The organism is Rhizobium sp. A37_96 (assembly GCF_053521765.1).
On sequence record NZ_JBNWDS010000010.1, the window covers coordinates 121,727 to 146,706 of the forward strand.

The window sequence follows — 24,980 nt, forward strand, 5'->3', positions numbered from 1 at the left end:
TCCCAAGCCTATCCGCCTTTATGGCGGCACAAAACAAAACTCTTGCCGGACAATCATGTCCGGCGATGTGAGGCTGCCAACCGGGGCCGGGAAAGCCCCCTGGAGCATTTCCGCATTCCGGACGGAAAACCGCTGCGCGCTTTTCCTCGGAATGCCGTCGCTCGGTTAGTGCAGCGTGCCTTCGTCGAGATCGGGTGCGGCCCACATCTTTTCGATGTTGTAGAACTCGCGAATCTCCGGTCGGAAGACATGGATGATGATGTCGCCGGTGTCGATCAACACCCAGTCGCCGCCATCGAGACCTTCGACGCGGGCGTTGCCGAAGCCCTCGTCCTTGAGATCGGTCGTGAGATGGTCGGCAATCGCCAGGACATGGCGGCTCGATCGACCGGAGACGACGACCATGTAGTCTCCAAGCGCAGACTTGCCAGCAATGTCGATGGTGACGATATTTTCGGCCTTGGAGTCCTCGAGGCTTGCGAGGACGGCTTGCAGGGCGCGGGCAGCGGCATCAGCGCCACGTTCCGGGCTCTTCGGGATAACGACAGGCGTTCTTCCCTTGGCGTGTACTGTTGTCAGTGCTCTTCCTTCCTTGAGTAACAGAACAGGCACATACGCGATCTGAGTCGATCACGCTACAAAGATAGGCATCAAAGCATTAAGGTTTCAAGACGCAGGCGGTGTCGAGATGGCGCACAAGACAAGGATTTGTGTCCGAAACCGGGATTTTCGCACCAGATATGGGTGGAATGCCTCTTCGGGGGCCATCGGACCGGCCTTCACAGGACCGCTTGGTCGAGAAGAATGAGGTTGCGGCCAGAGGTGCGGTCAGGGGCCCGATCGTGAATTTCGCAGGCGAGCGCATATTTTGCCGAGCGATATCAGGTTTGGGCCTGCTCTATTCCGGGATGAAGATCGCGGGACAACCGGCTCGCAACAAGCCATTTCCTGTGGCATGTACAGCCAGGCGAAGGCCGCGTATACACCATGAGGACCAAACCGCCACAGGTGCCATGACAGACGCTCCGCAGCCATCGTTGAAGCCCATCCTCCGCATCAGTTTTTCCGGGCAGGACCGGCTGGGGCGCGGCAAGATGGAGCTTCTCGAACATATTCAGGAGACCGGCTCGATCTCGGCCGCCGGCCGCGCCATGGATATGTCCTATCGCCGGGCGTGGATGCTCATCAGCGAATTGAACCACATGTTCAGAGAGCCGGTCGTCGAATCGCAGCGTGGCGGCCAGAAGGGCGGCGGGGCTGCTCTGACCCCGTTCGGCGAGGAGTTGCTGCGGCGCTTCCGCGACATGGAAACGACCCTGCGCGCCGCCATCGCCGACGATCTGAACTGGCTCGAAGCCAACCGTAACCCGGCGGACGGTTCGTCCAAGAAGGCTTGACCGGTTCTACTGCTCCAGCGCCACCGTCTTGATGACCGCATGGATCGGCAGGCCGGCCTTCAATCCAAGACGCTCTGCCGATAACTGCGTGATGCGGGCGGTGACGATGTCGCCGCCGCAATCGACCCTGACTTCCGCGGTACCATCGGCGGCCGCGCCTATGTCGCGCACTACGCCATCGAGAATGTTGAGGGCGCTGAGACCCTCGGGCCGCGCTGTCGCCAGCATGACATCGCGGGCGGGAATATGGACGCGTACGGTCTTGCCGATCGCGGCGGCCTGACCCGGCACGACGAGTTTTGCCGTCTTCAGGGCGACGACGGTCAGACGATGCCGGTCGTCCATCGACTCGACGCGGCCTTCCAGCAGCACGCCGGCTTCGCGACGGTCGGTTGCCAATGGACCGGACAGCTGGCTGAAGATATCGACGGCAGCGCCGATCGTCTCGACCTTGCCGTCACGCATGACGACGACGCGGCTTGCCAGACGCGCCACCTCGGCGATGGAGTGGCTGACATAGATGATGGGAATCCTGGTCTCGTCGCGCAGCCGTTCGAGATAGGGAAGGATTTCCGCCTTGCGCGCCTCGTCGAGTGCGGCGAGCGGCTCGTCCATCAGCAAAAGCCGTGGCGAGGAAAGCAATGCGCGGCCGATCGCGACGCGCTGCTTTTCGCCGCCGGAGAGTTTTGCCGGCCGGCGGTCGAGCAGCTTCTCGATGCCAAGCAGATCGACGACGCCGTTGAAGCTTTCGCTACGCTCGTTCCGGGGGGCGAACCAGCGGCCGTAATTGAGGTTCTGCCGTACCGAGAAATGCGGAAAAAGGCGTGCTTCCTGAAAGACATAGCCGAAGCGGCGGCGGTGACGGGGAACGAAGATCTGTCTGGCGGTGTCGGCAAGTACCGTGTCGTCGAGGCTGACGCGGCCATGATCGGGCCGGGTGAGGCCGGCGATGATGCGGACGATCGACGTCTTGCCGGAGCCGGAGCGGCCGAAAAGGGCCGTCACCCCGCCCTCGGAGGTAAACGAGGCCTCCAGCGAAAAGGCACCGAGGCGATGGCGGATATCGACCGAGAGCGTCATTCGAAATCCACCCTCCGGCCGGCGAGATAGGCGAGGAATTCCGAGGCGAGCAGCGCCGCCATGGAAATCACGATGGCGACGATGGTCAGCCGCATCGCCCCGGCATCGCCGCCCGGAACCTGGGTAAAGGTGTAGATGGCCGAAGACAGGGTTTGGGTTTCGCCGGGAATATTGGAAACGAAGGTGACGGTGGCGCCGAATTCGCCCATGGCCTTGGCGAAGGACAGGATCATGCCGGCGATCACGCCGGGCAGGATCAGCGGCAGGGTGACGGTGATGAAAGTCCAGGCTGGGCTGGCTCCCAGCGTGCCGGCGGCTTCCTCCAGCTTGCGATCGACCGCCTCGATCGACAGGCGAATGCTCCTCACCATCAGCGGAAAGCCCATCACGCCGCAGGCGAGCGCGGCGCCCGTCCAGCGGAAGGAGAAGACGAGGCCGAGATACTGGTCGAGCAGCGAGCCGATGGGCCCCTTGCGGCCGAAGAGAATGAGAAGGATGAAACCGGTGACGACAGGCGGCAGGATCAGTGGCAGGTGGATGACGCCGTTGAGGAGCGACTTGCCCCAGAAGCGGCCGCGCGCAAGAAGATAGGCGGCCGCGATGCCGAAGGGCAGGCTCACCAGCATGGCGACGACGGAAACGCGCAGGCTCAGCTCTATGGCCGTCCATTCATCGCTGCTCAAACCCAATGCGTCCAAACCCTGCCCCTTAAAACGTCTCAGGCCCGCCACTGGTCGGCGAGCCTGATGGTTGAACTGTCATGCCTGACGTGCGGTGACGACGCTCACTGCTTCAGGATCGTGAAGCCCTCATGCTCGAAGAACGGAACAGCCTTAGCCGATTTCAGATAGTCGAAATAGGCTTGTACGTCCGGGTTCTTGCTGGTGGCAGTGATGGCGAACGGATAGACGATCGGCGGATGGCTGTCGGCCGGGAACGTGCCGACGACGGCAACGCCCGGATCGGCCGAGACATCGGTCTGATAGACGATGCCGTAGGGCGCCTCGCCGCGCGAAACCAGCGCAAGCGCGGCACGCACGCTTTCAGCGCCGGCGACCTTCTTTTCAACCGAAGCCCAGACGCCGAGCTTTTCCAGCGCCGTCTTGCCGTACTTGCCTGCCGGCACCGATTCCGGCTGGCCGATCGCCAGGCGGCTGTCGCCGAGCAATCCGGCCAGGTCGAAGCCGTGCTTGATCTCGACCGGCTTGGCCTTGTCCTTGGCGGCGACGAGGACGAGCTTGTTGCCGAGGAGGTTGACGCGGCTGTCGTCCTTGATCAGCTTCCGCTGAGCGACATAATCCATCCAGTTGGTGTCGGCGGAGATGAAGACATCGGCCGGCGCGCCGTTTTCGAGCTGCTTGGCGAGCGGGCCGCTCGCCGCATAGGAGACGGTGACTTCCTTGCCGGTTTCCTTGGTGAAGGCGGCATCGGCATTGTCGAGCGCATTCTTCATGCTGGCGGCGGCAAAGACGACGATCTTGTCGGCGGCGAAGGCCGGTGCCGGCATAACCGAGAGGCCGAGCCATGCGGCTGATAGTGCGGCGGTTGCAAGCTTGATCCATCTGCGGCGGCTGGTGGCCATCTTATTTCTCCCCAAAGATGTCGACATATTTCGAGAGATATAACGATGCGCGAAGCTTGGCTAGGGATGTATCTGCAAAAATACATCGTGATCCCGCAGCGTAACCCTACGAATTTTATGGACTTTCGATATCGCGCTGCATATGAACGGGTCGTTGCCTTCACGATAACGCATGGCTGGATTCGCCCACTTGATTGGCGAACGCTCACGAAGCGAAACGTAACGTTACAAACCGTGGAATTGCGGACTATTCAGCGCTAAGTTTAGCTGTGATAGCAAAAGGCAAAGATTGCCTTTTCCTGAAATAAGCGTTTTTTGGGCAGAAAATTTTTGAAGCTATGCTCTGATTGCATTGCTGCATTGCGCAATCGGCCATTTATCAATCGGTAAAATCTGCTAAAACATAAACATCGAACGGCGATCTCCTCCTCCCAATGCCGTTCGATATGGATCAGCAACTATCCTCCTCCCAGTTGCTGATCAGGTTCAAAAGCCCGACGGATCCTCCTCCCCCGTCGGGCTTTTTATTTTCCAATCATCCCAAAAATTCGATCCGGTTATTGTGCGGCGCGCAAGGCCGTCGAGCTGAGCGCCGAGCGTGGTCCATGGATGAAGGTCCAGGCGGGTGCGCGCTTCTTCCACAGCACGCGGGCGTCATCCTCGTCGACGCGCGCGTAATGGAATGTCTTTGCCATCTTGGCGGAGAGGTAGGATAGCGTCGATCCCGGCCGGTCGATGACGGCGATCGGGAAGGTGCGGGCAATCTCTTCCCATTTCTGCCAGCGATGAAACGTATTGAGGCTGTCGGCACCCATGATCCAGATGAAGTGGACATGGCTGTTGCGCGCCTTCACGCGCGCCAGCGTATTGGCCGTGTAGCTCATGCCGAGCGCCTGCTCGAATGCCGTCACCTTGATGCGCGGATTGTGGAGCATCTGCTCGCTGAGCGCGATGCGTTCGGCGAGCGGCGCAAGGTGATTGTGGTTCTTCAGCGGATTGCCCGGCGTGACCATCCACCAGAGCTGGTCGAGGCCGAGCCTGCGTATGGCGATCTCGGCCACGAGCGCATGGCCGCGATGCGGCGGATTGAACGAGCCGCCGAAAAGACCGACCACCATGCCGCGCTCGGCATGGGGCATGCGCAGATAGCGTTGATCGACCTCTTCTTTCAGCACGTCAGGGCCGTATCTGTCCGTTGCCGCGAACGCGATATTTGAAGGAGGTCAGCTGTTCGACGCCGACCGGGCCGCGGGCATGCATCTTGCCGGTGGCGATGCCGATTTCCGCGCCCATGCCGAATTCGCCGCCATCGGCAAATTGCGTCGAGGCATTGTGCAGCAGGATCGCCGAGTCGATCTCGGTGAAGAAGCGCTCGACCACCGCGGGATCCTCGGCGATGACGGCCTCGGTATGGTTGGACGAATATTTGCCGATATGATCGATCGCGCCGGAAATGCCGTCGACGAGAGCAACGGAAATGATGGCCGCCAGATATTCCGTCGTCCAGTCTTCCTCCGTCGCCGGTTTGAGGCCGGGATTGAGTTTCAGCACCTCGGCGGAGCCGCGGATTTCGCAGCCTGCTTCGACGAGGTTGTCGAGCAGCGGTTTCAGATGCGTGGAGGCGACCTTTCTGTCGACCAGAAGCGTCTCGGCCGCGCCGCAGATGCCTGTGCGGCGCATCTTGGCGTTGACGACGATGGCTTTCGCCATGTCGAGATCGGCCGAGGCATCGACGTAGATGTGGCAAAGACCTTCGAGATGGGCAAAGACCGGCACGCGGGCCTCGGTCTGCACGCGGGCGACCAGGCTTTTGCCGCCGCGCGGCACGATGACGTCGATATTGCCTTCCAGGCCGCGCAGCATGGCGCCGACGGCAGCGCGGTCGCTGACGGGAACGAGCTGGATGGCATGCTCGGGCAGGCCTGCCGCCTTCAACCCCTCGACCAGGCATTCGTGGATCGCCTGCGAGGAGCGGCGCGAATCGCTGCCGCAGCGCAGGATGACGGCATTACCCGCCTTCAGGCACAGCGCGCCGGCATCGGCAGTGACATTCGGCCGGCTTTCGAAGATGACACCGATGACGCCGAGCGGCGTGCGGACGCGCTCGATCTTCAGCCCGTTCGGACGATCCCAGGCGGCGATGACCTCGCCCACCGGGTCCGCAAGTGCTGCGATGGCGCGAATACCCTCTGCCATCTCGGCGACCCGTTTGTCGTTCAGCGTCAGGCGATCGACGAAGGAGGCGAGCATATCGGTGCCCTCGACATCCTTCAAATCCTTGGCGTTCTCGGCAAGAATGTGATCCTTGCGCGCCAGAATGGCGTCCGCCATGGCGCTCAAGGCCTTGTTCTTGCTCTCGGTGGAGGCGAAGGCCAACGGTCGCGACGCAGCCCGGGCCTTGCGGCCGATATCGTTCATCAACGCATCGATGTCGGGGCTTTGTGCGACGGTATCAAGCATGGGCTTCATCCTTCTTCAACTTCTCGGCCTTCGTCTTGACGGAAGCGGTCATGACGAGGTCGTCGCGATGCACCATGGCGGCGCGGCCGGCATAGCCGAGGATGGCCTCGATCTCCGCCGACTTGCGGCCGGTGATCTGGCGGGCCTCTTCGGCATCGTAGCCGGCAAGGCCGCGGGCGATCTCACGGCCGGAAGGGCCCACGACGGCGACGGTATCGCCGCGACCGAAATGACCGACGACCTTGCGCACGCCGGCCGGCAAAAGGCTCTTGCCGGCGCCAAGCGCCGTGACGGCGCCATCATCGACATGCAGTTCGCCGGCTGGCTGCAGCTGCCCGGCAATCCAGGTCTTGCGGGCGGTGACGGGCGTGCCCGACGGCGCGAACCAAGAGGAGCGGGCGCCATTCTCGATGGCATTCAGCGGCCGGTCGGTCTTGCCGGAAGCGATAATCATGGCGCAGCCCGCGCCGGTGGCGATCTTGCCGGCATCGATCTTGGTGCGCATGCCGCCGCGCGACAGTTCCGAGGCGGCGGCGCCGGCCATGGCCTCGATCTCGGGCGTGATCTCCGCGATCGAATCGAGGAATTTCGCCTGCGGATCGAGATGCGGCGGGGCGGTATAGAGCCCGTCGATGTCCGACAGCAGCACCAGAAGGTCGGCGCCGGTCATGGTGGCGACGCGGGCGGCGAGGCGGTCATTGTCGCCATAGCGGATTTCGCTGGTGGCGACCGTGTCGTTCTCGTTGATGATCGGCACGGCGCCGATCTTCAAAAGCTGATTGATGGTGGCGCGGGCGTTGAGGTAACGGCGGCGCTCTTCGGTGTCGCCGAGCGTCAGCAGGATCTGGCCGGCAACGATATCGTCATGCGACAGGCTCTCGGACCAGGCGCGGGCGAGCGAGATCTGCCCGACCGCCGCGGCGGCCTGGCTTTCCTCCAGCTTCAGCGCGCCGGAAGGCAGGTCGAGCACCGAGCGCCCGAGCGCGATGGCGCCCGAGGAGACGACGAGGACATCAATGCCCTTGGCCTTCAATGCGGCGATGTCGGCGCACATGCCGTCGAGCCAGGATTTCTTCAAGCCGGTCTTGCGATCGACGAGAAGGGCGGAGCCGATCTTGATGACGATGCGGCGGTAGCGGTCGAGCGGCTTGCGGGCGGTCATCCCTGATGATCCTCGTCCTCGCCTTCATCTTCGCCCGCATCGTCGGAAAGCTGCATGTCGCGGTGTCGCAGCTTGTGCGTCTTTGCCGGCTTGTCCGCTTCGCCTGCATTGGCTTCGACAATGACATCGCGCAGCGCGCGCAGCACTTCGGTCATGCCCCGGCCGGTGACGGCGGAAATCTGGAACGGCGTCGTGCCGCAGGCCCGCGCGAGCTCGCGCGTCTTCTTCTTCAGCGTTTCCTCGTCCACGACATCGATCTGCGACAGCGCCACGATTTCAGGCTTGTCGGGAATGCTGTTGCCGTAGGCTTCAAGCTCGTGCTTCACGGTCTTGTAGGCCTTGCCGACCTTTTCTTCCTGGGCGGAGACCAGATGCAGCAGCACGCGCGTGCGCTCGACATGGCCGAGGAAGCGGTCGCCGATGCCGACGCCCTCATGCGCGCCTTCGATCAGGCCGGGAATGTCGGCAAGAATGAATTCCTGGCCGTCGATGGTGGCGACGCCGAGGTTGGGATGCAGCGTCGTGAACGGATAGTTGGCTATCTTCGGCCGGGCACGGCTAACGGCTGCGAGAAAGGTGGACTTGCCGGCATTCGGCAGGCCGACGAGGCCGGCGTCGGCGATGAGCTTCAGCCGCAGCCAGATGGTCTTTTCTTCGCCCGGCAGGCCGGGATTGGCCCAGTCCGGCGCCTGATTGACCGAGGATTTGAAATAGGCGTTGCCGAAGCCGCCATTGCCGCCGGCGGCGAGGCGGAAGCGCTGGCCTTCCTGCGTGATGTCGCAGATCAGGGTTTCCCCGTCTTCCTCGAAGATCTGCGTGCCGACTGGCACCTTCAGCGTCACGTCTTCGCCCTTGGCGCCGGCGCGGTTCTTGCCCATGCCGTGCGTGCCGATCGTGGCCTTGAAATGCTGCTGATAACGGAAGTCGATCAGCGTGTTGAGGCCGTTGACGGCTTCGACCCAGACATCGCCGCCGCGGCCGCCATCGCCGCCATCCGGCCCGCCGAATTCGATGAACTTCTCGCGCCGGAAGGAGACGCTGCCCGCGCCGCCGTCGCCTGAGCGAATATAGACTTTTGCTTCATCGAGAAATTTCATCTTACGTCCGTCACCCGGTGTCGGCGCATATCCCTTCGCATCGAATGGGACTGGGAAAAGCCTATGCGCTCTTTATCGATTTCAGCCGTCCTTTGCGCATCCATACGGACGCATCGGCCGGCCATTTACCCGTCATGCGCCTTCGATATAGGCGCTTCGGGCTAAGGTCAAAGAATATCGTGCAGCCGACGTGTCATAACATCAAGAACAGCGCGATTGGCGTGGCGCCATCGCCGGCAGGACCGGCGATGGCTGATTTTCAGGGCTTCATGCCGCCTGCGAGAGCCGCAGCGCGCCCGGCCTCAACACGGTTTCGATATGCGGAACCATGGTGTTGCGGGCGAAGCTGTAGATCTCCGAGCAACCGGTGATCTCGAAGCCGAGCTTCTGCTGCAGCTTGAGCGATGCCGGATTGTCGGCGAAGGCGCCGGAGTGGACGGCGACTTCGGGCATGCGGCGGGCAAAGCGTTCGAGCGCGGCCTTGACCGCTTCGGTCATGATGCCTTGCCGCCAGTAGTAGCGGTTCAGCCAGTAACCGAGGTGCCAGCGGCCGTGGCGGAGCTCGATGCCGACGCAGCCGACATGGGCATCATCCCGCTCGGTGATGGCAAGTTCCCAATCCATGCCCAGACCGGAGGTGTGCTCGACCAGCCAGTCCAGCGCATCCTGCCGATCGTATGGCGCGGGCACGCGGGCCAGCATGCGGGTGACGGCAAAATCGGAGAGCGATTCCGCAATCGCGTCCGCATCGCCGAGCCTGTGCGGGCGCAGGGTCAGCCGACCGGTCTGGATGACAGGCGTCGGGCCGGGCATCAGGATCCTGGCGTTGCGGCTGGTGAGGGCGAGCGCGTTCATCTCAAGCCTCCCCAGCTGCGCAACGATATCCAGGTCTTGCGGTCGAGCCTGTACCACTCGACCGGCACGGTGCCGCCGAGCGCCAGGGACGCGGCAAGACCGGACCCCTGGAACTGGAAGCCGCACTTCTGGACGACCCGTCTCGAAGCGACGTTCATGACCCGGCACCGGGCGTCGATCTGGGCGACGTTTTCGCGCGTGCGGAAGACCATGTCGATCAGGGCGTGCGCGGCTTCCGTCGTGTAGCCCTGGTTCCAGTGGGGTTCGCCCAGCCAGTAGCCGATCTCGACGGTGCGGGGGTCGGCCGTCGGCTCGACGCCGCAGCATCCGAGAAAGGCGCCATTTTCGGCTTTCGTAATCGCATAGACGCACTTGCCAATCTCGCCAAGTTTCGTGCGTCGCACGAAATCGGCGGCATCATTGGTCGTATACGGGTGCGGCATACGCGATACCATAGTAGCGACATTGGCGTTGTTGGCGAGATGGGCAAGGGCGTCGATGTCTTCTTCGTGGGGCGCGCGCAGAACGAGCCTTTCCGACAGTAAGACGGGGCAATCGGTCCTTAACCTATCCGGCCTCAGCCGTTCTTCGGGAGACCGTGATTGGTCTTCCCTTAACAATTCGCCTTGCATGGTTCAGTCCTCCTTGGTTGAGGGTAAAGAAAAAGGGGAGATGGCGTCCCATCTCCCCTTTTTTCTGGTCTGAACCTGATGCGGTCAGCCGGGTCGATGAGACGCCGGCTGTTTTAGAGCGCTACCGGCTTATTCCGCTGCTTCCGCTTTTGGCATTACAGATACGTATACGCGGCCGTTGGCCTTCGTACGGTAATTCACGTTGCCTGCCGTAAGCGCAAAAATCGTGTGATCCTTGCCGAGACCGACATTGGTGCCCGGATGCCACTGCGTACCGCGCTGACGCACGATAATGTTGCCTGCGATGACGGTTTCGCCGCCGAACTTCTTCACGCCAAGGCGCTTGGATTCGGAATCGCGACCGTTGCGCGAGGAACCGCCAGCTTTTTTGTGTGCCATTGGAGTTCTCCTTTAAACCCTGATCCCGTTACTTACTTGGCAGCCACGATGTCCGTGATGCGGACAACAGTGTGGTGCTGGCGATGGCCGCGCGAACGCTTCGAGTTCTGACGACGGCGCTTCTTGAAGGCGATGACCTTCTTGCCGCGGTTGTGCTCGACCACTTCGGCCTTGACGGAAGCGCCCTGAACGAAGGGAGCACCAATCGCAGCGTCGGCGCCTTCGCCGATAACGAGGACTTCGGTGAATTCTACGGTGCCGCCGGCGGTGACTTCGAGCTTCTCGATGGTCAGCACGTCGTTGGCTGCCACGCGATACTGCTTACCGCCGGTCTTGATGACTGCGAACATTTTTTATCCTTTCATGTTCGTTCCGGCTCTCTCGCCTCAAGGACGAGCGGCCGTCTTTTTATCAGTCGAAACTTAGCAGGGATTCCAAAGGCCTCAGGCCCTCAAAAAATTCTGCCGGTGAAGCCCCGCCAAAAGGCCGGGCTGGCCAGGCGCGGACTTATCCACACCTATTGCGCCGCACGGGATATATAAGCGTCCCTGATCTGTCAAGGCAAAAGGATGAAAAGCTTTCATATTCGCCCTTGCCATCCTTCCCGTCTCTCGCTATGAGACAGCCCGCGCCGAACAAGCGCCGACCAGCATAACCGGAGAGGTGGCAGAGTGGTCGAATGCACCGCACTCGAAATGCGGCATGCCTGCAAGGGCATCGTGGGTTCAAATCCCACCCTCTCCGCCATATGCTTTCTGTGACAGGCCAATATCGCCGTATATTCCCTGATTTTCCGACAACCGCGACCCTCAAGTTCCGTTTGTTTCCCGGCCATGCGTGGACGACCATGATGATACTGGGGGTCTTTTGTCCTAATCAGGTTGGGGTTGCGTGATTCTCGTTCCATTGACGGCAGGATAGGTTTATCTACATCCCTGCGTAGGAGGAATGTCCATGCAACTGAAATCTCTGCTTGTGGCTGCTGTTCTTGGTCTCGCCGGCTTGTCTCTATCGAGCTGCGTCGAGGGTGGCGGGTCTTACGGATATGAGGGATATAGCAGTGGTTATTATAGCGGCGGCGGTGTGATCATCGGCAGCCGTGACCACTATCGGCCCGGATATCGCTATAATTCCTATCGCTACCGCGGTGATCGCCGCCATTATAATCGTCCGGGCAGGCCTCAATATTCCGGGCATCGTCCCGGATACCGTCATGATGGTCGATCGGGTGGTGGTCATCATCGCAGGATACCGCGCCAAGGCGGTAACAATTGATCGTTTGATGCCGATCATCAACGGTGCCTGATCGGCGGCCGTGGCCTCGGCATGTCAAACCGAGCCATGATTTGGCAGGCCTTCGTCGTGCCGAAATAGGGCATGTGTCCCATGTTTATCGGCTGCTGACGCCTCCACGCCAGGTTCCCGCGCCTATCCAGCGCGGTTCGAACCAAGGAGGCTTTCGAGGAAAACATCGTTGCCGTATTGGCGCCTGTCACATTCGTCATGGGCGCGTTCGCAGCCTTGCCGTCTGAGCCGGAAACCGAGCGGTCCACGGTCAAGACCGGTGGTCTGGCCCAGCTGGCAGCCGGCACGCAACGCAACACCGTGACCAGCACAAGCAGGGGTGAACGTGACCGGGGTTCGATGAAGCGTGGGAAGTCAGCTTACAGCGCCCGATGGTTTTAACGAAAGGGCGGCTCGGGCCGCCCCGATTCCGCATATATCCCCCGATGGGCCGGCGGCGCCGTCAGTTCTCCGGGAAGCGATAGACCACATCCGCAAACGACCCCATCGGGAAGACGTAGAAGAATTTCAGGATAGCGCCTGATTCGTTGCGGATGCCGTGTTCGGCGTTGCCGGGGATGAAGACCGTCGTGCCGGCCCTGACCGTCGTCTCCTCGCCGTCGATCCGCACGATACCGGATCCCTCGACGATGAAATAGATTTCCGACGGATCATGCCGATGCGGCTTGAGTTCGTCGCCGGGCCCAAGTTCGGCGATACCGGCGCTCATGCTGTCGGTGGGGGTGATGTCGCTGCTGAGCAGCGTATGCCAGGATATGCGGCCGTGGACCGGATCGTTCCATCCGTCGCGGGGGCGTTCTTCTGCAGTGGTGATGACAGCTTGCGATCGCTTGGTCATTTCGCCTCGAAACAGTGTGTCAGCAACGGTCCAGAACGGTGTCACAACGGCAGGGAATGTCAATCGGGCTGGCCTTGGACGCGGCGCCCGCCGGCATGCCGTTTGCCGGGACCTGTTCCGATGAAAGGCAATATCGAAGGGAGATGGCTGCGCGCGGGAACGGGACGGCCTTCCCATTCCCGCGTTTCGATTCGGTCTTGTTGCAGAATGCGGGGCTCAGGTCCGCCGAAGAAAATCGGAGATCAGCTCCGAGATCGCATCCGGGGCATCTTCGAGACAATAGTGTCCGACGCCCGCAAGCCGCTCGATGTGGCCGGAGGGGAAGATGGCGGAGAAGAGCGGCAGGAAATGCCCGGCATGGAGCGTCCTGTCCGCCTCGCCCCATATTGCCAGAGCCGGCTTGCCGCGGATGGTGCGGTCGGCCGCCGGGGTGGGTGTTTCGAAGCGATGGGCGTCGATTGCAAAGCCCCCGGCCCAGCCGAGCGCGCCGAGACAATCGGCCTGCGTTGCGAAGGGAGCGCCGTAGGCATCGATCCAGGTGTCGGTGATGATGGCGTTGTTCTCGAAGCCGTTGAGCTTGAGCGTGCTGAGAATGTTGAAGCCGAGATTGCCGAGCACGGGCTCAAGTGTGCCGTCTGCCGCGGCCCTGGCGATCCATTGGAACCACGGCGATACGGCTGCGTTCGCCACCAGCCGGTCGAAGAGGTCTGGCTGGCCGAAGGGTGTCGGCCCGTTGGCCGAGACGATACGGCGGATGCGATCGGGGTGGCGGGCGGCAAAGCCCATGCCGACGGGGCCGCCGAAATCATGCATGACAAGGGTGATGCCGGTAAGGTCGAGCGCGAGCACGAAGGCTTCGAGATTTGCGACATGGTCCTGCAGCCAATAGCTGCGGCCGGCGGGCGTTTCGCTCTTGCCGAAGCCCATATGGTCGGGAACGACGACGCGGTATGTGCGGCTCAATGTCGAAATGAGATGGCGAAACAGATAGCCCCAGGTCGGCTCGCCGTGCAGGCAGAGGACGACCTCGCCATCACGCGGTCCTTCATCGACGTAATGCATCCGGAAACCCGGTGCTTCCGTGAAATGCGGCGCGAAGGGAAAGGTGCCGGCGAATGTCGCATCCGAAGGAATCATAGGTTGCTCTCCATATGTGGTTTTAATTTGAAACCATGATTTCTGTAGTTCTTGTGGTTTTAATTTGCAACCGCTATGTTGAGCCGGCTCGGCGGGCACTTGTTCACGGTGGGATGAGGCGCCGGCAAAGATCGGAAGGAAGCGAGGGCAGGTCGGATGGCCAAGAGAGTAAGCCACAAGGATTCCCTGTGCGGGGTTGCGCGGCCGCTGGATGCGATCGGCGACTGGTGGTCGCTGCTGATCGTCCGCGATGCCTTCGATGGCCTGCGCCGTTTCGGAGAATTTCAGAAGAGTCTCGGCCTTGCCAAGAACATCCTTTCGGCCCGGCTGCGCAATCTCGTCGCTCACGGCATCCTCGATACCGTGCCGGCATCGGACGGCAGCCCCTATCAGGAATATGTGCTGACCCAGAAGGGGCTCGGCCTGTTTCCGCTGCTGGTCGCGCTTCGCCAATGGGGCGAGGATTTCTTCTTCCAGCCGGATGAGCCGCATGTGATGCTGGTCGACCGGAAGACCAATCAACCGGTGCGGCGGCTGGAGCTGCATGCCCAGGATGGGCGCATGCTGATGGCGGAGGACACGGTGGTCGTGGCGCCGCCGGAAAACGGGAGCAGATAAGTTAGCCGGCAAAGTCCCGGCGGGCGTCGTTCGCTGCTTATTCGGCGACCAGACCGCTTCGGCGCAGGAGCGCAAGAAAGAGAAGCGGGATCAGCGTCGTCAGGATGATGGTCACGAAGGCCATGGCCATGCCGAGGCCGATGGAGCCCTGCTCGAATTGCCGCCAGATGAAGGTGGCGATGGTCTGCATGCCGACGGGCGCGAGAACGATCGAGGCGACGAGTTCGCGCGAGGCGAGCGCGAAGACGAGCAGCATGGCCGATGCCAAGCTTGGCAGCACCAGCGGCAGCAGGATGCGGCGGAAGACCGTCAGCGTGCCGGCGCCGGAAACGCGGGCGGCGGCCTCGAGGTTGTCGCCGATCTGCTGGAAGGCGGCGGACGAATAGCGCGCCGTCTGCGGCAGCAGGATGCAGCAATAGGCGAGCAGCAGGATGAGGGCGGTATTGTAGGGCGTGAACGGCAGGCCGGGCATGTTCCAGACGAGAATCAGGCCGACGGCGACGACGATGCCGGGCAGGGCATTGGGCAGCACGGTCATGATGTCGATCAGCATGCGGCCGCGCATTTTCGTCTTCACGACGGTATAGGCGGCCGCAACGCCGATCAGGCCGGTGATGACGGCGGTGCCGACGCCGAGCGCCAGGCTATTGCCAAGGGCGGCGAGGGCGCCGGCGCTGTTGCCGAAGACGGCTGCGAAATTGTCGAGGCCGAGATTGTCGATGACGAGGCCGCGCGAGATCGTTTTCGAGAGGGCGGTTGCGAGGATCGCAAGCATGGGCACGCCGGTCGCAAGGAAGGAGACGATGCCGAAGGCCAGCAGGACCGGTGCCGTCATTGCTCCGAGTGGGCGCTTGTCCTTGTTCTGCGGCTTGCCGCTCACCGTCTGGTAGGAGCGTCGCGACAGGATCCGGCGCTGGATGAGGAAGGCGATCAGCGAGATGACGACGAGGGTCAGCGACAGGACGGCCGCACCCGGCAGATCGATCGGCCAATCGCCGATGCGCGTGTCGATACCCGTCACGAGAACCTGGAAACCGGCGCGGCGGCCGAGTGCTGCCGGTGTGCCGTATTCCTCGATCGCGGCGGCGAACACCAGCAGCAGGCTGGCGGCAAGGCCGGGGGCGGACAGCGGCAGCGTGATGCGCCAGAAGGCGCGTGCCGGCGAGGCGCCGAAGACGCGGCCGACATCGGCATAGCGGGCGCCCACGGCCTCGACTGTGCGCGAGACGGCGAAATAGACGACCGGAAAGGTGTTGAAGGTCATGACCACGGTCATGCCTGCGAGCGAGAAGAGGGTTGGGGCCAAATTGAAACCGGCGATCTGCTGGAGATAGCCGCGCGGCTGCAGCGTCATGATCCAGCCGAGCGTGGCGATATAGGGCGGGATCATGAACGGCGTCAGCAGCAGCACGTCCCATAGCGGCGCGAAGGGAATGCGATAAAGCGCGCGCAGCACGCCCAAGGGGATTGCGATCAGTGCCGAGGCGAAAACGACGGCGCAGCCAAGAATGATCGTATTCGCCGTCATGCCGATCAGCGCTTCGTCGGCCAGCGTTTTGCCGATGGCCGAGAAGGGCGCTGCAAACGAGCCTTGCCCCAGAGAGGGAAAGACCGCCTGCAGCACGACGGCGACGAAAGGAAAGGCGACGATGATGACCAGCCCCAGGGCTGCGAGCCAAGCTGCCGGCATCGGAGCGCCTGTTCCCTTCGCACTCATTCTCATGAAGCCTTACTTGCCGCCGAACAGATCGCCGATCTGCTTCAGGATTTCCTTGCGCTTGCCGTAGACGGCGTTGACGTCGTAATCGAGCAGCTTCAGATCGCTCATCAGCGGACGCGAAGCGGGGATATCGGAGCGGGCCGGCATCAGATACGTGTCGGCGACGAGCTTCTGCCCTTCATCGGACAGCATGTAGTCGACGAACTTCTTGGCTTCTTCCTGATGCTTGGACCAGTTCAGGATCATGACCGGGCGCGGCGCGATGACGGTGCCGGACTGCGGGAAGATGACGTCGATGCTTTCGCCCTTGGCCTTGGCGGCCAAGGTGATGTAGTCGACCGCGCCGAAGACGGCGGCCTTGGCGCCCTGCAGCACCGGGTTCAGCGCTTCGGCATTGGCGCCGGCGATGATGGCGCCGTTGTCCTTGAGATCCTTGAAGAGCTTGTAATTATCCTTGCCGGCGAGGGCTGCCGTCAGTTCGAAAGAGGAGCCGGACTGGGCGGGATCGGGAATATTGACGAGATCCTTGAACTCGGGCTTGGCGAGATCGGCCCATTCCTTTGGCTCAGGCGTGCCGCTCTTGGTGTTCCAGGCGATGCCGAGAGCCGAAATGCCCTGGGCGACCGCGGTGTCCGACTTCAGGAATGCCGGAACCTTTTCAGCGTTCGGGCTGGTATAGGAAACCAGCCAGCCGCGCTTGGCGAAATCGGTCGCCGTATCCCAGGATGCCGAGATTAGCACGTCGACGGCCGGATTGGCGGCTTCGGCCTCGATGCGGGCCATGACCTTGCCGGTCGTTGCCTGAAAGACATTGACCTTGATGCCGGTCTGGGCGGTGAAGCCGGCGGAAAGCTTGTCGATGAGGTTCTGCGGGCCGGCGGTGTAGACGGTGATATCGGCATGGGCGACGCCGCCCAGCAGGGCGGTCGATAGCGCAACAATTGCTATTGTTTTCAACGATTTAAACATGATTTCCTCTCTATGGCTTCGTGATGGTCCTGCTAGAACCACAGGATGCTGTTGGCATCGACCGAAAGACCGATCTGCTCTCCGGGGCGAATTTTGACCGGGCTCAGAACCTGAAGCTCGACGCCGTTCGTGCCGTGCGGCACGGCGGTGACGAGATGGCCGTCTCCCCGGAAATGCGAACGCAGGGCTGTCGCCGGCAGATTCGGCCATGCGGTCTCGCCAAGCGAAATGGCGCGCGTGGGGATGAGAATTCTGGCTTTCTGCTGGCCGGGCCGCGCCGCCTCCGACAGCACATGCGGGCTTCCCGCCAGCCGCCAGCCATTGTCGCGCCATTCCAGGTCGGCCGTGCTGCCGAGCCGCAGGAACTCGGCGACCTCGGGCGAGGCCGGGCTTTCGATCAGGATATCCGGCGAGGCGAGCTGGGCAATTTCGCCTGACCGCATGATGGCGACTTCGTCGGCCAGCGTCAGGGCTTCGCTGTGATCGTGCGTGACGTAGATCGCCGTCAGGCCGAGCGTGGCGATGAGCGCGGCAAGCTCGCCGACCATGTTTTCGCGCAGTTCGCGATCGAGGTTGGAGAGCGGCTCGTCGAACAGGATCAGCTGCGGCTCGGCGACGATGGCGCGGGCAATCGCGACACGCTGCTGCTGGCCGCCTGAAAGATCGCTCGGGCGTCGCTGCGCAAGGGCGGCAAGGCCGACGCGTTCCAGCGCCCGCATAGTGCGCTTTTCGCGTTCCGCCTTCGGGACGCCGCGCATTTCGAGCGGAAAGGAGACGTTGCCGCCGACCGTCAGGTGCGGCCAGAGGGCATAATCCTGAAAGACCATGCCGAGATTGCGCTTCTCCGGCGGCACAAAAGTCCCCGTCGCCGCATCGGCAACCACCTGACCGGAAATGCTGATCCTGCCCCTGGTCGGAGCGAGAAGGCCGGCGACCAGACGCAGAAGGGTCGTCTTGCCGCAGCCGGACGGGCCGAGCAGCGCGAGCGTCTGTCCCCTGGCAAGCGACAGATCGATACCGCCCAGAACGATCGTCTTGTCGTAATGAAGTTCCAATCCCGTTGCCGAAACGGCAGCCTGGATTCGGTTTGCGTCACTTGTCATCTAAAAATTCAGCGTTTCGAAAAACTACAAGCCTGAGTAGAGGCGCCGCATGACAACTGCGTGACAATGGTGTGACGAATTTACTGCATGCCGCGATGGAGGCGGATGGCACGACAATCATCGCGCAAAGGAGGACAGATACATCCGCGGCCTGCGCAAGTTGATCGCAGACCATAGCGGCCTTCGATGACCGCTATTTTACTAATAATAAGCTTTTGATCGATTAGATCGGCAATACAGCCATTCCCATTTAGTATGACTAAAGGGGTTTACTCTTCCCTTCAATGGGTTATTGAGCGACCCGACTCGGTTGTTCAATTCCAGTTCGCTTCGATCTGCAATCGAATTGCTCGGGTGGAAATCCGGCGGCAGGTTATCTTGCCCGTCGATTCTTGAACTCCTTTGCGGCTTCGAGACGGAGGTAGAATTCGTTGCGATGAGTGTGCTTCGGAACTCCGGTCTCAAGGGCAGGGGGCCGATCGAATGGCACAACATCAGGGAATCGATCTTTGAGCCGAGAAAGCACCGTAATGCCTGAACGTATCGCGCGGGAATGGAACAGTCTCGTCGAGCAGACGTCGACGGAAACGCACCAGATCGTCTATTCGATCGTCCATGACTATGAAGACGAGTTGAAGCAGCGTTATAGAGCCTATCTGGAAGGAGATCCGGACCTGGCATCCCTGATCGGGGAGAGCACCAACCTGACCGCATTCACCGACCGGTTCCTGGAATGGATGAAGAAGCTCGTCGATCCGAATGCCACTTCGGGCGAGATATTTTTCTCCGAGCAGGATAGCCTGGGCGACACGATGGCGCGCATCGGTTTTCCTCCGCACGCCGTCTCGCGGTCGATCCGCAAGATCAAGCTCTGGTTTTTACGGCATCTGGCCGAGGCCGATGTCTCCCGGCAGCAGCTTGTCGATGCGATGACCTTCGTCATCGGGCTGTTCGATATTGCCCTGGAAGTCCGCGAAGCCAGCTATCAGAAGGGCGTCGCTTCCAATGCGCGGGTGAACGAAGCCTATCGCCTGCACCTGCTGGGCCAGAACCTCGGGATGGAACGGGAACGGCAAAGGGCCGCGCTGATGGAATGGGGCCACGGTATCCTGGCCGCCTTTTATCAGAACGCCGCTTCCAGCGAGCTCCCTCGGCTCTGGAAAAGCGAGTTCGGCCTGTGGTTGAACCACAAGGCGCATATTCTGTTCGAGCGCCAGCCGAAACTCGAACTCATCAAGCAGCTCGTCAACCGCATCGACAATGAGCTCGTCCCGGCGCTGGAGCGCGTCAGCTTTGGCGACAGGTCGCAGATCAGCGATGCCGCGGGGAGGATCGAAGAGGAGCTGTCTGCGATAAAGTTCCTGCTGAACAGTATCTTCGAGGCGCATATCGAGGTTGAAAGCGGCCGCGATCCCTTGACGCAGCTGCTGACGCGCCGGTTCATGCCGTCCGTGATGATGCGTGAGATACAGCTGCAGAAGGTGTCCGCCGCCGCCGGCTTCTGCGTCTTGCTGCTGGATATCGATCACTTCAAGACCATCAACGACACGCATGGCCACAAGGTCGGCGACCTGGCGCTCAGGTCCGTCGCTGCCGCGATCACCGAAACCGTTCGCCAGACCGATTTCGTCTTCCGCTATGGCGGCGAGGAGATGCTGATCGTGCTTGTCGAGTGCGACGAGGCGATGGGCCTCCAGGTTGCCGAGAAGATCCGCTCGGAAATAGCGAAACTGTCGATCCCGCTTGCCGATGGCGGCAAATTTGCCGTCACCGCCAGCATCGGCGTTGCCGCCTTCAAGGGCGAGCTCGACTACGAGCGCATCCTCGCGCGTGCCGACAAGGCCGTGTACGAGGCAAAGGAAGGCGGCCGGAACAGGGTGACGCTGGCGCCGGAATCCTGACGAAGATGAGGGGAGCATCGCCGGGCTTGACCTCATGCCCGGCAGCGTACGGCTGGCTGACGCCGATCGTTTCGAGCGCCGCCGCAACAGTTCGTTCGTTGCCGAACTGTTGCGGGTTCCGATCGACTACACTGGAACTCTCAGAGGAGAGTTTGCGATGTTGACGAACAAGACCGAATTAGCTGCAGGTGAAGGCGACCACGAACACATCGAGATCAAGCCCAGCGTGCTCTATGTCGGTACGCCCGTGGCGCTGATTACGAGCCTCAATTCTGACGGCACGACGAATATTTCTCCCATGCCCTCCGTCTGGAGCCTCTTCGACCGTATGGTTCTGGGTTTGACATCGACAAGCAAGGGCCGGGAAAATCTCATGCGCGAGCGGCAGCTGGTGTTGAATTTTCCGTCGCCGGACCTGTGGCCGAAGATCGAGGCGATCGCTCCGACAACCGGTCGCGACCCGGTTCCTCCGCATAAGGAGAAAAACGGCTATCGTTTCGAGGCCGACAAATTCGACGTGGCGGGCCTGACACCTCAGGCAGCCGATCTCGTTCGGCCGCCGCGTATCGCCGAATGCCCGATTCAATTCGAAGCGGAGGTCGTGGCGGCGCATTCTCCCGGTGCGGAATGGCCCTTGGAGCGTCCGGAGGCATTCTGGATCGTCGAAGCGAAGGTCGTTCGCGTTCACGCGCACAGGGATATCGTGATCGCCGGCACCAACCATATCGACACAAGTCGCTGGAGCCCGCTGCTATACGTGTTTCGACATTACTTCGGTACGGGACCGGATCTCGGCCGTACCTTCAAGGCCGAAAGATGATGCAGTCCGGATAAAGCCGCCGCAGCGAACGCCACGTCATCCGGCGGCTCCAGCGCCGCCGATCAGCAGCTCCAGGCCAGCTTCAAAAAGGGCCTCGTGACCGCTGGCGCGGTAGAATGCCAGGGCTCTGGCAAGATTGGGATGGCGTTCAGCCGCAGCGTCGAGCGCGGCTTGGTCCGAAGGATCGGCGCCATCCGCCTGTTCTTCGAGCACGCATCCCACCACATAGCGGCCAATCGCAATCTGAATTTCCAGAGCTCTTCCGGGATCGAAGCCGGCGGCGAGCAAGCATTCAAGCTGAGATTCGATAGCGTCGAGATGCGAGGGATCAGCTTCCGTTCCCGCGTGAACGCGCGCGCCGTCGCGCCAGGCCAGCAAGGCAGAGCGGAAGCTGCGGGCATTGGCGCGCAGGAATTCCTGCCAGCTCTCCCCAGCCAAGGGCATGTTGCGGGTATGGCTTCGTTTCAGCATTTCGGTGTTCATGGCCGCCAGCAAGGCTTGCTTGCCCTTGAAATGCCAGTAGAGCGCCGGCTGCTGAACCCCGAGGCGTTGCGCGATCAGCCGCGTCGACAACTTGTCGATACCGACCTCGTTCAAGATGGTCAGCGCCGCATCGACGATCTGATCCCGATCGATTTTCATTGCGTCTCCGATTGACAGTCTCCCGCAGATAATTTATCGCCGATAAAGTTCCTTATCAACGATAAGTTTTCTGCTATGAACAAGATGCTTTGGACGATTCTGGCTGTCGTCGTTCTCGATGCTGCCGGCACGGGCCTGGTCATGCCGATCCTGCCGGAGCTTCTCCGCAGCGTCGCGCATACGACGGATCTCAGCTGGCGCTATGGCGCGTTCCTGTCGCTCTATGCCGCGTTGCAGTTTCTGGCCTCACCCATCCTCGGGACGCTGAGCGATCGCTATGGCCGCAGGCCGGTGCTGCTCGTTTCACTGGCGGGCGGCATGATCGACTATGCCTTCATGGCGTGGGCGCCGGGCTTCTGGTGGCTGTTCCTCGGACGGGGTATCGCCGGCCTGACGGCGGCCAATGCCGCCGTGGCGACCGCCTGCCTCACCGATATCACCCCACCCGAGCGGCGCACGCGCGCCTTCGGGCTTCTCAGCGCGTGTTTCGGCGTCGGCTTCATTCTCGGGCCGGTCGTCGGCGGGATGCTGGGCACGATTTCCGTGCGGGCGCCGTTCGTTGCCGCTGCGCTGCTTGTGATGGTGAATTTCATCGTCACGCTGCTCGTGCTGCCAGAGACGCGGACGGTAAAGCCGGAGCGGATCGACCCGGCCGCATTTCATCCGCTGGCGCCGTTGCGCTGGATCGGTGCCTTTCCGGCGTTGCTGCCGCTGCTGTCGATCTTCATCGTCCTCAGCATCGTCGGCGAGGTCGGCGGCACCGTCTGGGTGCTCTACGGTCAGGACAAGTTCAGCTGGGATACCGCGACCGTCGGCCTGTCTCTCGCCGGTTTCGGCTTTTTCCACGCCTTGGCCCAGGCTTTCGTCGCCGGCCCGTTGAGCGAACGCTGGGGTGAGCGCAGCGCGCTCGTCGTCGCAATGATCTGCGACAGCATGGCCTATATTGCGATTGCTTTTGCCACGCGCGGCTTCGTCGCCTTCCTGCTGTTTCCCCTCTTCTGCCTCGGGGGGATCGGTCAGCCCGCGCTGCTGTCCCTGATGACAAAACGGGTGGATGCGGACGAGCAGGGGCGCCTGCAGGGTGTGCTGGGCAGCCTGACGAGCCTCGCCTCGATGATAGCACCGCTGGCGATCAGCGAGATCTATTTCGCGTCGAGAGAGGTGTTTCCGGGGCTAGTGTGGGTTCTCGGCGCTTCGCTGCTGCTCATATGCATGCTGGTTCTGCTCGCAAACAGGCGGCGGGCAGCGGGCGCATGAATCTCCTGAAGGCGTTGTCTCTCTGCAAGACGGTTCGCCGTTAAGAATGCTCGGCGGGGTGATCGATAGATGCTCGCTGGATGGCCGACGATGCGGCGATGCCGTGGCCGAGGGCCATGGCATCGCGCCTTACCCGCGGGTCAGTTCAAGGATTCGTCCGGATCCGGATCGGGGTCCTTGACCTTGCTGAACAGGCTCTTCAGTGCCCCGGTCTTTGCCTTCGCCGCCTTGTTGGCCTTGATCGCGCGCGTGGCGGCCTTGGCCTGTTCCAGCATCATCTCGATCTGGATCTGCTGGATCTCGGTCAGCCGCTCCCATTGGCGATTGAGGAGATGGTCGACCTTTTCATGCAGATGGCGGATTTCCAATTCGGCCTTCAGGTTGACCTTGTAGTCGTTGAGGGCGCGCAGGCGATCTTTCTCTTCCTGGCGGCGCTGGCTCATCATGATGATCGGCGCCTGCAGTGCCGCGATGGTCGAGAGGACCAGATTGAGAAGGATGAACGGATAGGCGTCGAAGGCCTGCCTCTCGCCCATCAGGAGATTGATGGCCATCCAGACTGCGAGAAACAGACAGAAGGAGATGATGAAGGTCCAGCTGCCGCCGAATATCGCGACCCCGTCGGCCATCCGGTCGCCGATGGAGCGGTGATCCTCATAATCCTCTTCAATATTCTCGGCGAGCGTATCATGCGTCTTCAGGCTCTCGACCACCTCGTCTTCGAGGGTTGAAAGCTCGCCGCGCTCGTCGGTCAGAAGCTCGGCGATATACTGGGCGCGATAATCGTCCATGACCTTGCGGCTGATATAGTCGTCGGCGCGAAGTTCGGGATGCTTCAGCCGCATGAAATCCGCCAGCGAGGGGCGAAGGTCATCGACGTGGACCGCATCTTTTTTCTTCAGCACCTGCCCGGTGATGGCGTCGATAAGCTTGACGGACTTGGCCTTCGCCTGAGCGAGGCTCTTGGTATAGTCGTCCATCTCGACCACGGTCGGGGTTTCGCCCTCGCCCGCATCGAAATCGACTATGCCTTCCGCCGGATCAAAGGTTTTCGCTTCTGTCATATAAGGGGGCTTTCTTTGACGTTTTTCGCTCATCTAACCAATAATGCGAACAGGAATATGACTGTTAGAAGACTATCGGAATCGCAGCCGCCGCTAGGCGTCCGCAATCTTCGTTCTTCCATCCGCGCCTCTGGATTTTTAGCGCCTTTATCCTAAGCAACGGCAAATGAAATGCACTGTTCCAGAATCTCTTTGTGTCAGTCGGATCGTTCAAGCCTGCAGACGACCGTTTCGCTTCAATCGCGTTGATCGCTCGCCCTCTTGATCGACGTTGGGAGACATCCGTCTACCGTGTCTCAGTATATATTTAATAGCGCGAATAAATATCAAAGTTTCAAACGATTACACCGCGACAACAGGACGGCGGGCCTACTGTCGCGGATTTTGCAGATGTGCGGAAAGGATAGCCTCTATGTCGGAGCGCCGTTCGAATTCGGCGCTCTCCCCCCGCGGCCCTAGGATGCGCGGACGAACCATCTGGCGATCAGGTGGTCGAGCGCGATCCGCCCGGGTCCGCCGGCGATGATCACCAGAAAGCAGGTCGCCCATGTGCCGTGTGTCGGCCAGGCATCGGGATAGACGAAGATCTCGATCACCAGCGTCATGCCGAGAAGCGCCAGCGCGGAAAGCCGGCTCGCGAGGCCGATGACGAGCAAGAAGGGAAAGAAATGTTCGCTGAAGGCGGCAATATGGGCGGCGATCCAGGGATCGACCAGCGGCAGCTTATATTCCGTCTGGAAGAGATAGACGGCATTGTCGGTGACGTGCCAGCCATCGACCTTGGTCTGGCCCGATTGCCAGAAGACGGCGGCAATCGACAGCCGCGCGACAAGCGCGATCAGATCGTGCGGAATGCCGTCGAGAAGTTTCAGGGCGCCATAGAGCCTTTGCGGCACGGTTTCGCGTTCGGCCGAAGCGGCCGTCATCATCTGGTCCTGCATG

At 61.5% G+C, this 24,980-nt stretch carries 26 protein-coding genes and 1 tRNA gene; 7 read left to right on the forward strand and 20 right to left on the reverse strand.

Annotated features, from left to right (window positions below; all coding sequences use genetic code 11):
• Positions 1-165 precede the first annotated feature (165 nt).
• Positions 166-612: a ribosome silencing factor gene (rsfS, locus tag ACQZ6J_RS22740; protein WP_163987322.1), complete on the reverse strand. Its 447-nt coding sequence runs from the start codon at positions 610-612 to the stop codon at positions 166-168.
• Between the two features lie 401 nt (positions 613-1,013).
• On the opposite strand from rsfS, the gene ACQZ6J_RS22745 reads away from it, so the two are divergent.
• Positions 1,014-1,397 carry a winged helix-turn-helix domain-containing protein gene (locus ACQZ6J_RS22745; RefSeq protein ID WP_163987321.1) on the forward strand — a complete coding sequence of 128 codons (384 nt, stop codon included), beginning with the start codon at positions 1,014-1,016 and terminating at the stop codon, positions 1,395-1,397.
• 6 nt (positions 1,398-1,403) lie between these two features.
• Here ACQZ6J_RS22745 and modC read toward each other — a convergent pair whose 3' ends face one another.
• From modC to rplU, 11 genes are all read right to left on the reverse strand, one after another.
• Positions 1,404-2,477 (reverse strand): molybdenum ABC transporter ATP-binding protein, encoded by a 1,074-nt coding sequence (gene modC / locus ACQZ6J_RS22750; protein ID WP_449085705.1) that lies wholly within the window; start codon positions 2,475-2,477, stop codon positions 1,404-1,406.
• A complete protein-coding gene (gene modB, locus ACQZ6J_RS22755; RefSeq protein ID WP_449085706.1) occupies positions 2,474-3,175 on the reverse strand; it encodes a molybdate ABC transporter permease subunit in 702 nt (233 codons plus the stop codon). Before modB ends, modC begins: the two co-directional genes overlap by 4 nt.
• Positions 3,176-3,261: 86 nt before the next feature.
• On the reverse strand, positions 3,262-4,059 hold the full coding sequence (modA, locus tag ACQZ6J_RS22760) for a molybdate ABC transporter substrate-binding protein (RefSeq protein WP_449085707.1): 798 nt from the start codon (positions 4,057-4,059) through the stop codon (positions 3,262-3,264).
• Positions 4,060-4,616: 557 nt separating this feature from the next.
• Entirely contained in the window at positions 4,617-5,198 is a 582-nt protein-coding gene (locus ACQZ6J_RS22765; RefSeq protein WP_246725775.1) for a nicotinate-nucleotide adenylyltransferase, read from the reverse strand.
• Positions 5,199-5,235: 37 nt separating this feature from the next.
• Positions 5,236-6,519 carry a glutamate-5-semialdehyde dehydrogenase gene (locus tag ACQZ6J_RS22770; RefSeq protein ID WP_449085708.1) on the reverse strand — a complete coding sequence of 428 codons (1,284 nt, stop codon included), beginning with the start codon at positions 6,517-6,519 and terminating at the stop codon, positions 5,236-5,238.
• Positions 6,512-7,681, reverse strand: coding sequence for a glutamate 5-kinase (gene proB, locus ACQZ6J_RS22775; RefSeq protein ID WP_449085709.1), 1,170 nt, complete (start codon positions 7,679-7,681; stop codon positions 6,512-6,514). Before proB ends, ACQZ6J_RS22770 begins: the two co-directional genes overlap by 8 nt.
• The gene (gene obgE / locus ACQZ6J_RS22780) at positions 7,678-8,778 is read right to left on the reverse strand and encodes a GTPase ObgE (RefSeq protein ID WP_449085710.1); all 1,101 of its coding nucleotides are present in this window, start codon (positions 8,776-8,778) and stop codon (positions 7,678-7,680) included. Before obgE ends, proB begins: the two co-directional genes overlap by 4 nt.
• Positions 8,779-9,045: 267 nt before the next feature.
• Positions 9,046-9,633 (reverse strand): GNAT family N-acetyltransferase, encoded by a 588-nt coding sequence (locus tag ACQZ6J_RS22785; RefSeq protein WP_163987313.1) that lies wholly within the window; start codon positions 9,631-9,633, stop codon positions 9,046-9,048.
• Entirely contained in the window at positions 9,630-10,265 is a 636-nt protein-coding gene (locus ACQZ6J_RS22790) for a GNAT family N-acetyltransferase (RefSeq protein WP_163987312.1), read from the reverse strand. The genes ACQZ6J_RS22785 and ACQZ6J_RS22790 overlap by 4 nt, the downstream gene beginning before the upstream one ends.
• Positions 10,266-10,394: 129 nt before the next feature.
• A complete protein-coding gene (gene rpmA, locus ACQZ6J_RS22795) occupies positions 10,395-10,664 on the reverse strand; it encodes a 50S ribosomal protein L27 (protein ID WP_163987311.1) in 270 nt (89 codons plus the stop codon).
• Between the two features lie 32 nt (positions 10,665-10,696).
• Complete coding sequence (gene rplU, locus ACQZ6J_RS22800; RefSeq protein WP_047634068.1) at positions 10,697-11,014, reverse strand: 50S ribosomal protein L21; 318 nt, start codon at positions 11,012-11,014, stop codon at positions 10,697-10,699.
• Between the two features lie 307 nt (positions 11,015-11,321).
• On the opposite strand from rplU, the gene ACQZ6J_RS22805 reads away from it, so the two are divergent.
• Both ACQZ6J_RS22805 and ACQZ6J_RS22810 read left to right on the forward strand, forming a co-directional pair.
• Positions 11,322-11,411, forward strand: a tRNA-Ser gene (locus ACQZ6J_RS22805).
• 352 nt (positions 11,412-11,763) lie between these two features.
• A complete protein-coding gene (locus ACQZ6J_RS22810) occupies positions 11,764-11,970 on the forward strand; it encodes a hypothetical protein (protein WP_449085711.1) in 207 nt (68 codons plus the stop codon).
• Positions 11,971-12,411: 441 nt separating this feature from the next.
• Here the strand turns inward: ACQZ6J_RS22810 and ACQZ6J_RS22815 are convergent, their stop codons facing one another.
• Both ACQZ6J_RS22815 and ACQZ6J_RS22820 read right to left on the reverse strand, forming a co-directional pair.
• Positions 12,412-12,807: a cupin domain-containing protein gene (locus tag ACQZ6J_RS22815; protein ID WP_449085712.1), complete on the reverse strand. Its 396-nt coding sequence runs from the start codon at positions 12,805-12,807 to the stop codon at positions 12,412-12,414.
• A gap of 216 nt (positions 12,808-13,023) precedes the next feature.
• Positions 13,024-13,944: an alpha/beta fold hydrolase gene (locus ACQZ6J_RS22820; RefSeq protein ID WP_449085713.1), complete on the reverse strand. Its 921-nt coding sequence runs from the start codon at positions 13,942-13,944 to the stop codon at positions 13,024-13,026.
• Between the two features lie 156 nt (positions 13,945-14,100).
• On the opposite strand from ACQZ6J_RS22820, the gene ACQZ6J_RS22825 reads away from it, so the two are divergent.
• Positions 14,101-14,562 carry a winged helix-turn-helix transcriptional regulator gene (locus ACQZ6J_RS22825; RefSeq protein ID WP_449085714.1) on the forward strand — a complete coding sequence of 154 codons (462 nt, stop codon included), beginning with the start codon at positions 14,101-14,103 and terminating at the stop codon, positions 14,560-14,562.
• Between the two features lie 37 nt (positions 14,563-14,599).
• On the opposite strand, the gene ACQZ6J_RS22830 is transcribed toward ACQZ6J_RS22825, so the two are convergent.
• From ACQZ6J_RS22830 to ACQZ6J_RS22840, 3 genes are read right to left on the reverse strand one after another with little or no spacing between them, the layout of a single operon-like run.
• Positions 14,600-16,279: an ABC transporter permease gene (locus ACQZ6J_RS22830; RefSeq protein ID WP_449085715.1), complete on the reverse strand. Its 1,680-nt coding sequence runs from the start codon at positions 16,277-16,279 to the stop codon at positions 14,600-14,602.
• A gap of 12 nt (positions 16,280-16,291) precedes the next feature.
• Positions 16,292-17,251, reverse strand: a complete 960-nt coding sequence (locus ACQZ6J_RS22835) for an ABC transporter substrate-binding protein (RefSeq protein WP_449085716.1) — start codon at positions 17,249-17,251, stop codon at positions 16,292-16,294.
• A gap of 32 nt (positions 17,252-17,283) precedes the next feature.
• Positions 17,284-18,354, reverse strand: a complete 1,071-nt coding sequence (locus ACQZ6J_RS22840) for an ABC transporter ATP-binding protein (RefSeq protein ID WP_449085717.1) — start codon at positions 18,352-18,354, stop codon at positions 17,284-17,286.
• A gap of 530 nt (positions 18,355-18,884) precedes the next feature.
• Between ACQZ6J_RS22840 and ACQZ6J_RS22845 the strand changes: the two genes are divergently transcribed.
• Entirely contained in the window at positions 18,885-20,255 is a 1,371-nt protein-coding gene (locus tag ACQZ6J_RS22845; RefSeq protein WP_163987304.1) for a GGDEF domain-containing protein, read from the forward strand.
• A gap of 34 nt (positions 20,256-20,289) precedes the next feature.
• Complete coding sequence (locus ACQZ6J_RS22850; protein ID WP_449085718.1) at positions 20,290-21,075, forward strand: flavin reductase family protein; 786 nt, start codon at positions 20,290-20,292, stop codon at positions 21,073-21,075.
• Positions 21,076-21,111: 36 nt separating this feature from the next.
• Here the strand turns inward: ACQZ6J_RS22850 and ACQZ6J_RS22855 are convergent, their stop codons facing one another.
• Positions 21,112-21,717 (reverse strand): TetR/AcrR family transcriptional regulator C-terminal domain-containing protein, encoded by a 606-nt coding sequence (locus tag ACQZ6J_RS22855; protein ID WP_449085719.1) that lies wholly within the window; start codon positions 21,715-21,717, stop codon positions 21,112-21,114.
• Positions 21,718-21,792: 75 nt separating this feature from the next.
• On the opposite strand from ACQZ6J_RS22855, the gene ACQZ6J_RS22860 reads away from it, so the two are divergent.
• The gene (locus ACQZ6J_RS22860; RefSeq protein WP_449085720.1) at positions 21,793-22,974 is read left to right on the forward strand and encodes a TCR/Tet family MFS transporter; all 1,182 of its coding nucleotides are present in this window, start codon (positions 21,793-21,795) and stop codon (positions 22,972-22,974) included.
• Between the two features lie 140 nt (positions 22,975-23,114).
• On the opposite strand, the gene ACQZ6J_RS22865 is transcribed toward ACQZ6J_RS22860, so the two are convergent.
• Together ACQZ6J_RS22865 and ACQZ6J_RS22870 are read right to left on the reverse strand one after the other, a co-directional pair.
• Positions 23,115-24,038, reverse strand: coding sequence for a DUF1003 domain-containing protein (locus ACQZ6J_RS22865; RefSeq protein WP_163987301.1), 924 nt, complete (start codon positions 24,036-24,038; stop codon positions 23,115-23,117).
• 455 nt (positions 24,039-24,493) lie between these two features.
• Positions 24,494-24,979, reverse strand: a complete 486-nt coding sequence (locus ACQZ6J_RS22870; protein ID WP_449085721.1) for a DoxX family protein — start codon at positions 24,977-24,979, stop codon at positions 24,494-24,496.
• Position 24,980 lies beyond the last annotated feature (1 nt).

What these genes read in the sequence shown, in the direction of transcription:
- ACQZ6J_RS22745 (WP_163987321.1), top strand. Translation starts at nt 1,014, where the DNA reads ATGACAGACGCTCCGCAGCCATCGTTGAAGCCCATCCTCCGCATCAGT.
- modC (WP_449085705.1), bottom strand. Translation starts at nt 2,477, where the DNA reads ATGACGCTCTCGGTCGATATCCGCCATCGCCTCGGTGCCTTTTCGCTG.
- modA (WP_449085707.1), bottom strand. Translation starts at nt 4,059, where the DNA reads ATGGCCACCAGCCGCCGCAGATGGATCAAGCTTGCAACCGCCGCACTA.
- ACQZ6J_RS22765 (WP_246725775.1), bottom strand. Translation starts at nt 5,198, where the DNA reads ATGCCCCATGCCGAGCGCGGCATGGTGGTCGGTCTTTTCGGCGGCTCG.
- ACQZ6J_RS22770 (WP_449085708.1), bottom strand. Translation starts at nt 6,519, where the DNA reads ATGCTTGATACCGTCGCACAAAGCCCCGACATCGATGCGTTGATGAAC.
- proB (WP_449085709.1), bottom strand. Translation starts at nt 7,681, where the DNA reads ATGACCGCCCGCAAGCCGCTCGACCGCTACCGCCGCATCGTCATCAAG.
- obgE (WP_449085710.1), bottom strand. Translation starts at nt 8,778, where the DNA reads ATGAAATTTCTCGATGAAGCAAAAGTCTATATTCGCTCAGGCGACGGC.
- ACQZ6J_RS22785 (WP_163987313.1), bottom strand. Translation starts at nt 9,633, where the DNA reads ATGAACGCGCTCGCCCTCACCAGCCGCAACGCCAGGATCCTGATGCCC.
- ACQZ6J_RS22790 (WP_163987312.1), bottom strand. Translation starts at nt 10,265, where the DNA reads ATGCAAGGCGAATTGTTAAGGGAAGACCAATCACGGTCTCCCGAAGAA.
- rpmA (WP_163987311.1), bottom strand. Translation starts at nt 10,664, where the DNA reads ATGGCACACAAAAAAGCTGGCGGTTCCTCGCGCAACGGTCGCGATTCC.
- rplU (WP_047634068.1), bottom strand. Translation starts at nt 11,014, where the DNA reads ATGTTCGCAGTCATCAAGACCGGCGGTAAGCAGTATCGCGTGGCAGCC.
- ACQZ6J_RS22815 (WP_449085712.1), bottom strand. Translation starts at nt 12,807, where the DNA reads ATGACCAAGCGATCGCAAGCTGTCATCACCACTGCAGAAGAACGCCCC.
- ACQZ6J_RS22820 (WP_449085713.1), bottom strand. Translation starts at nt 13,944, where the DNA reads ATGATTCCTTCGGATGCGACATTCGCCGGCACCTTTCCCTTCGCGCCG.
- ACQZ6J_RS22825 (WP_449085714.1), top strand. Translation starts at nt 14,101, where the DNA reads ATGGCCAAGAGAGTAAGCCACAAGGATTCCCTGTGCGGGGTTGCGCGG.
- ACQZ6J_RS22830 (WP_449085715.1), bottom strand. Translation starts at nt 16,279, where the DNA reads ATGAGTGCGAAGGGAACAGGCGCTCCGATGCCGGCAGCTTGGCTCGCA.
- ACQZ6J_RS22835 (WP_449085716.1), bottom strand. Translation starts at nt 17,251, where the DNA reads ATGTTTAAATCGTTGAAAACAATAGCAATTGTTGCGCTATCGACCGCC.
- ACQZ6J_RS22840 (WP_449085717.1), bottom strand. Translation starts at nt 18,354, where the DNA reads ATGACAAGTGACGCAAACCGAATCCAGGCTGCCGTTTCGGCAACGGGA.
- ACQZ6J_RS22845 (WP_163987304.1), top strand. Translation starts at nt 18,885, where the DNA reads ATGCCTGAACGTATCGCGCGGGAATGGAACAGTCTCGTCGAGCAGACG.
- ACQZ6J_RS22850 (WP_449085718.1), top strand. Translation starts at nt 20,290, where the DNA reads ATGCCCGGCAGCGTACGGCTGGCTGACGCCGATCGTTTCGAGCGCCGC.
- ACQZ6J_RS22855 (WP_449085719.1), bottom strand. Translation starts at nt 21,717, where the DNA reads ATGAAAATCGATCGGGATCAGATCGTCGATGCGGCGCTGACCATCTTG.
- ACQZ6J_RS22860 (WP_449085720.1), top strand. Translation starts at nt 21,793, where the DNA reads ATGAACAAGATGCTTTGGACGATTCTGGCTGTCGTCGTTCTCGATGCT.
- ACQZ6J_RS22865 (WP_163987301.1), bottom strand. Translation starts at nt 24,038, where the DNA reads ATGACAGAAGCGAAAACCTTTGATCCGGCGGAAGGCATAGTCGATTTC.
- ACQZ6J_RS22870 (WP_449085721.1), bottom strand. Translation starts at nt 24,979, where the DNA reads ATGCAGGACCAGATGATGACGGCCGCTTCGGCCGAACGCGAAACCGTG.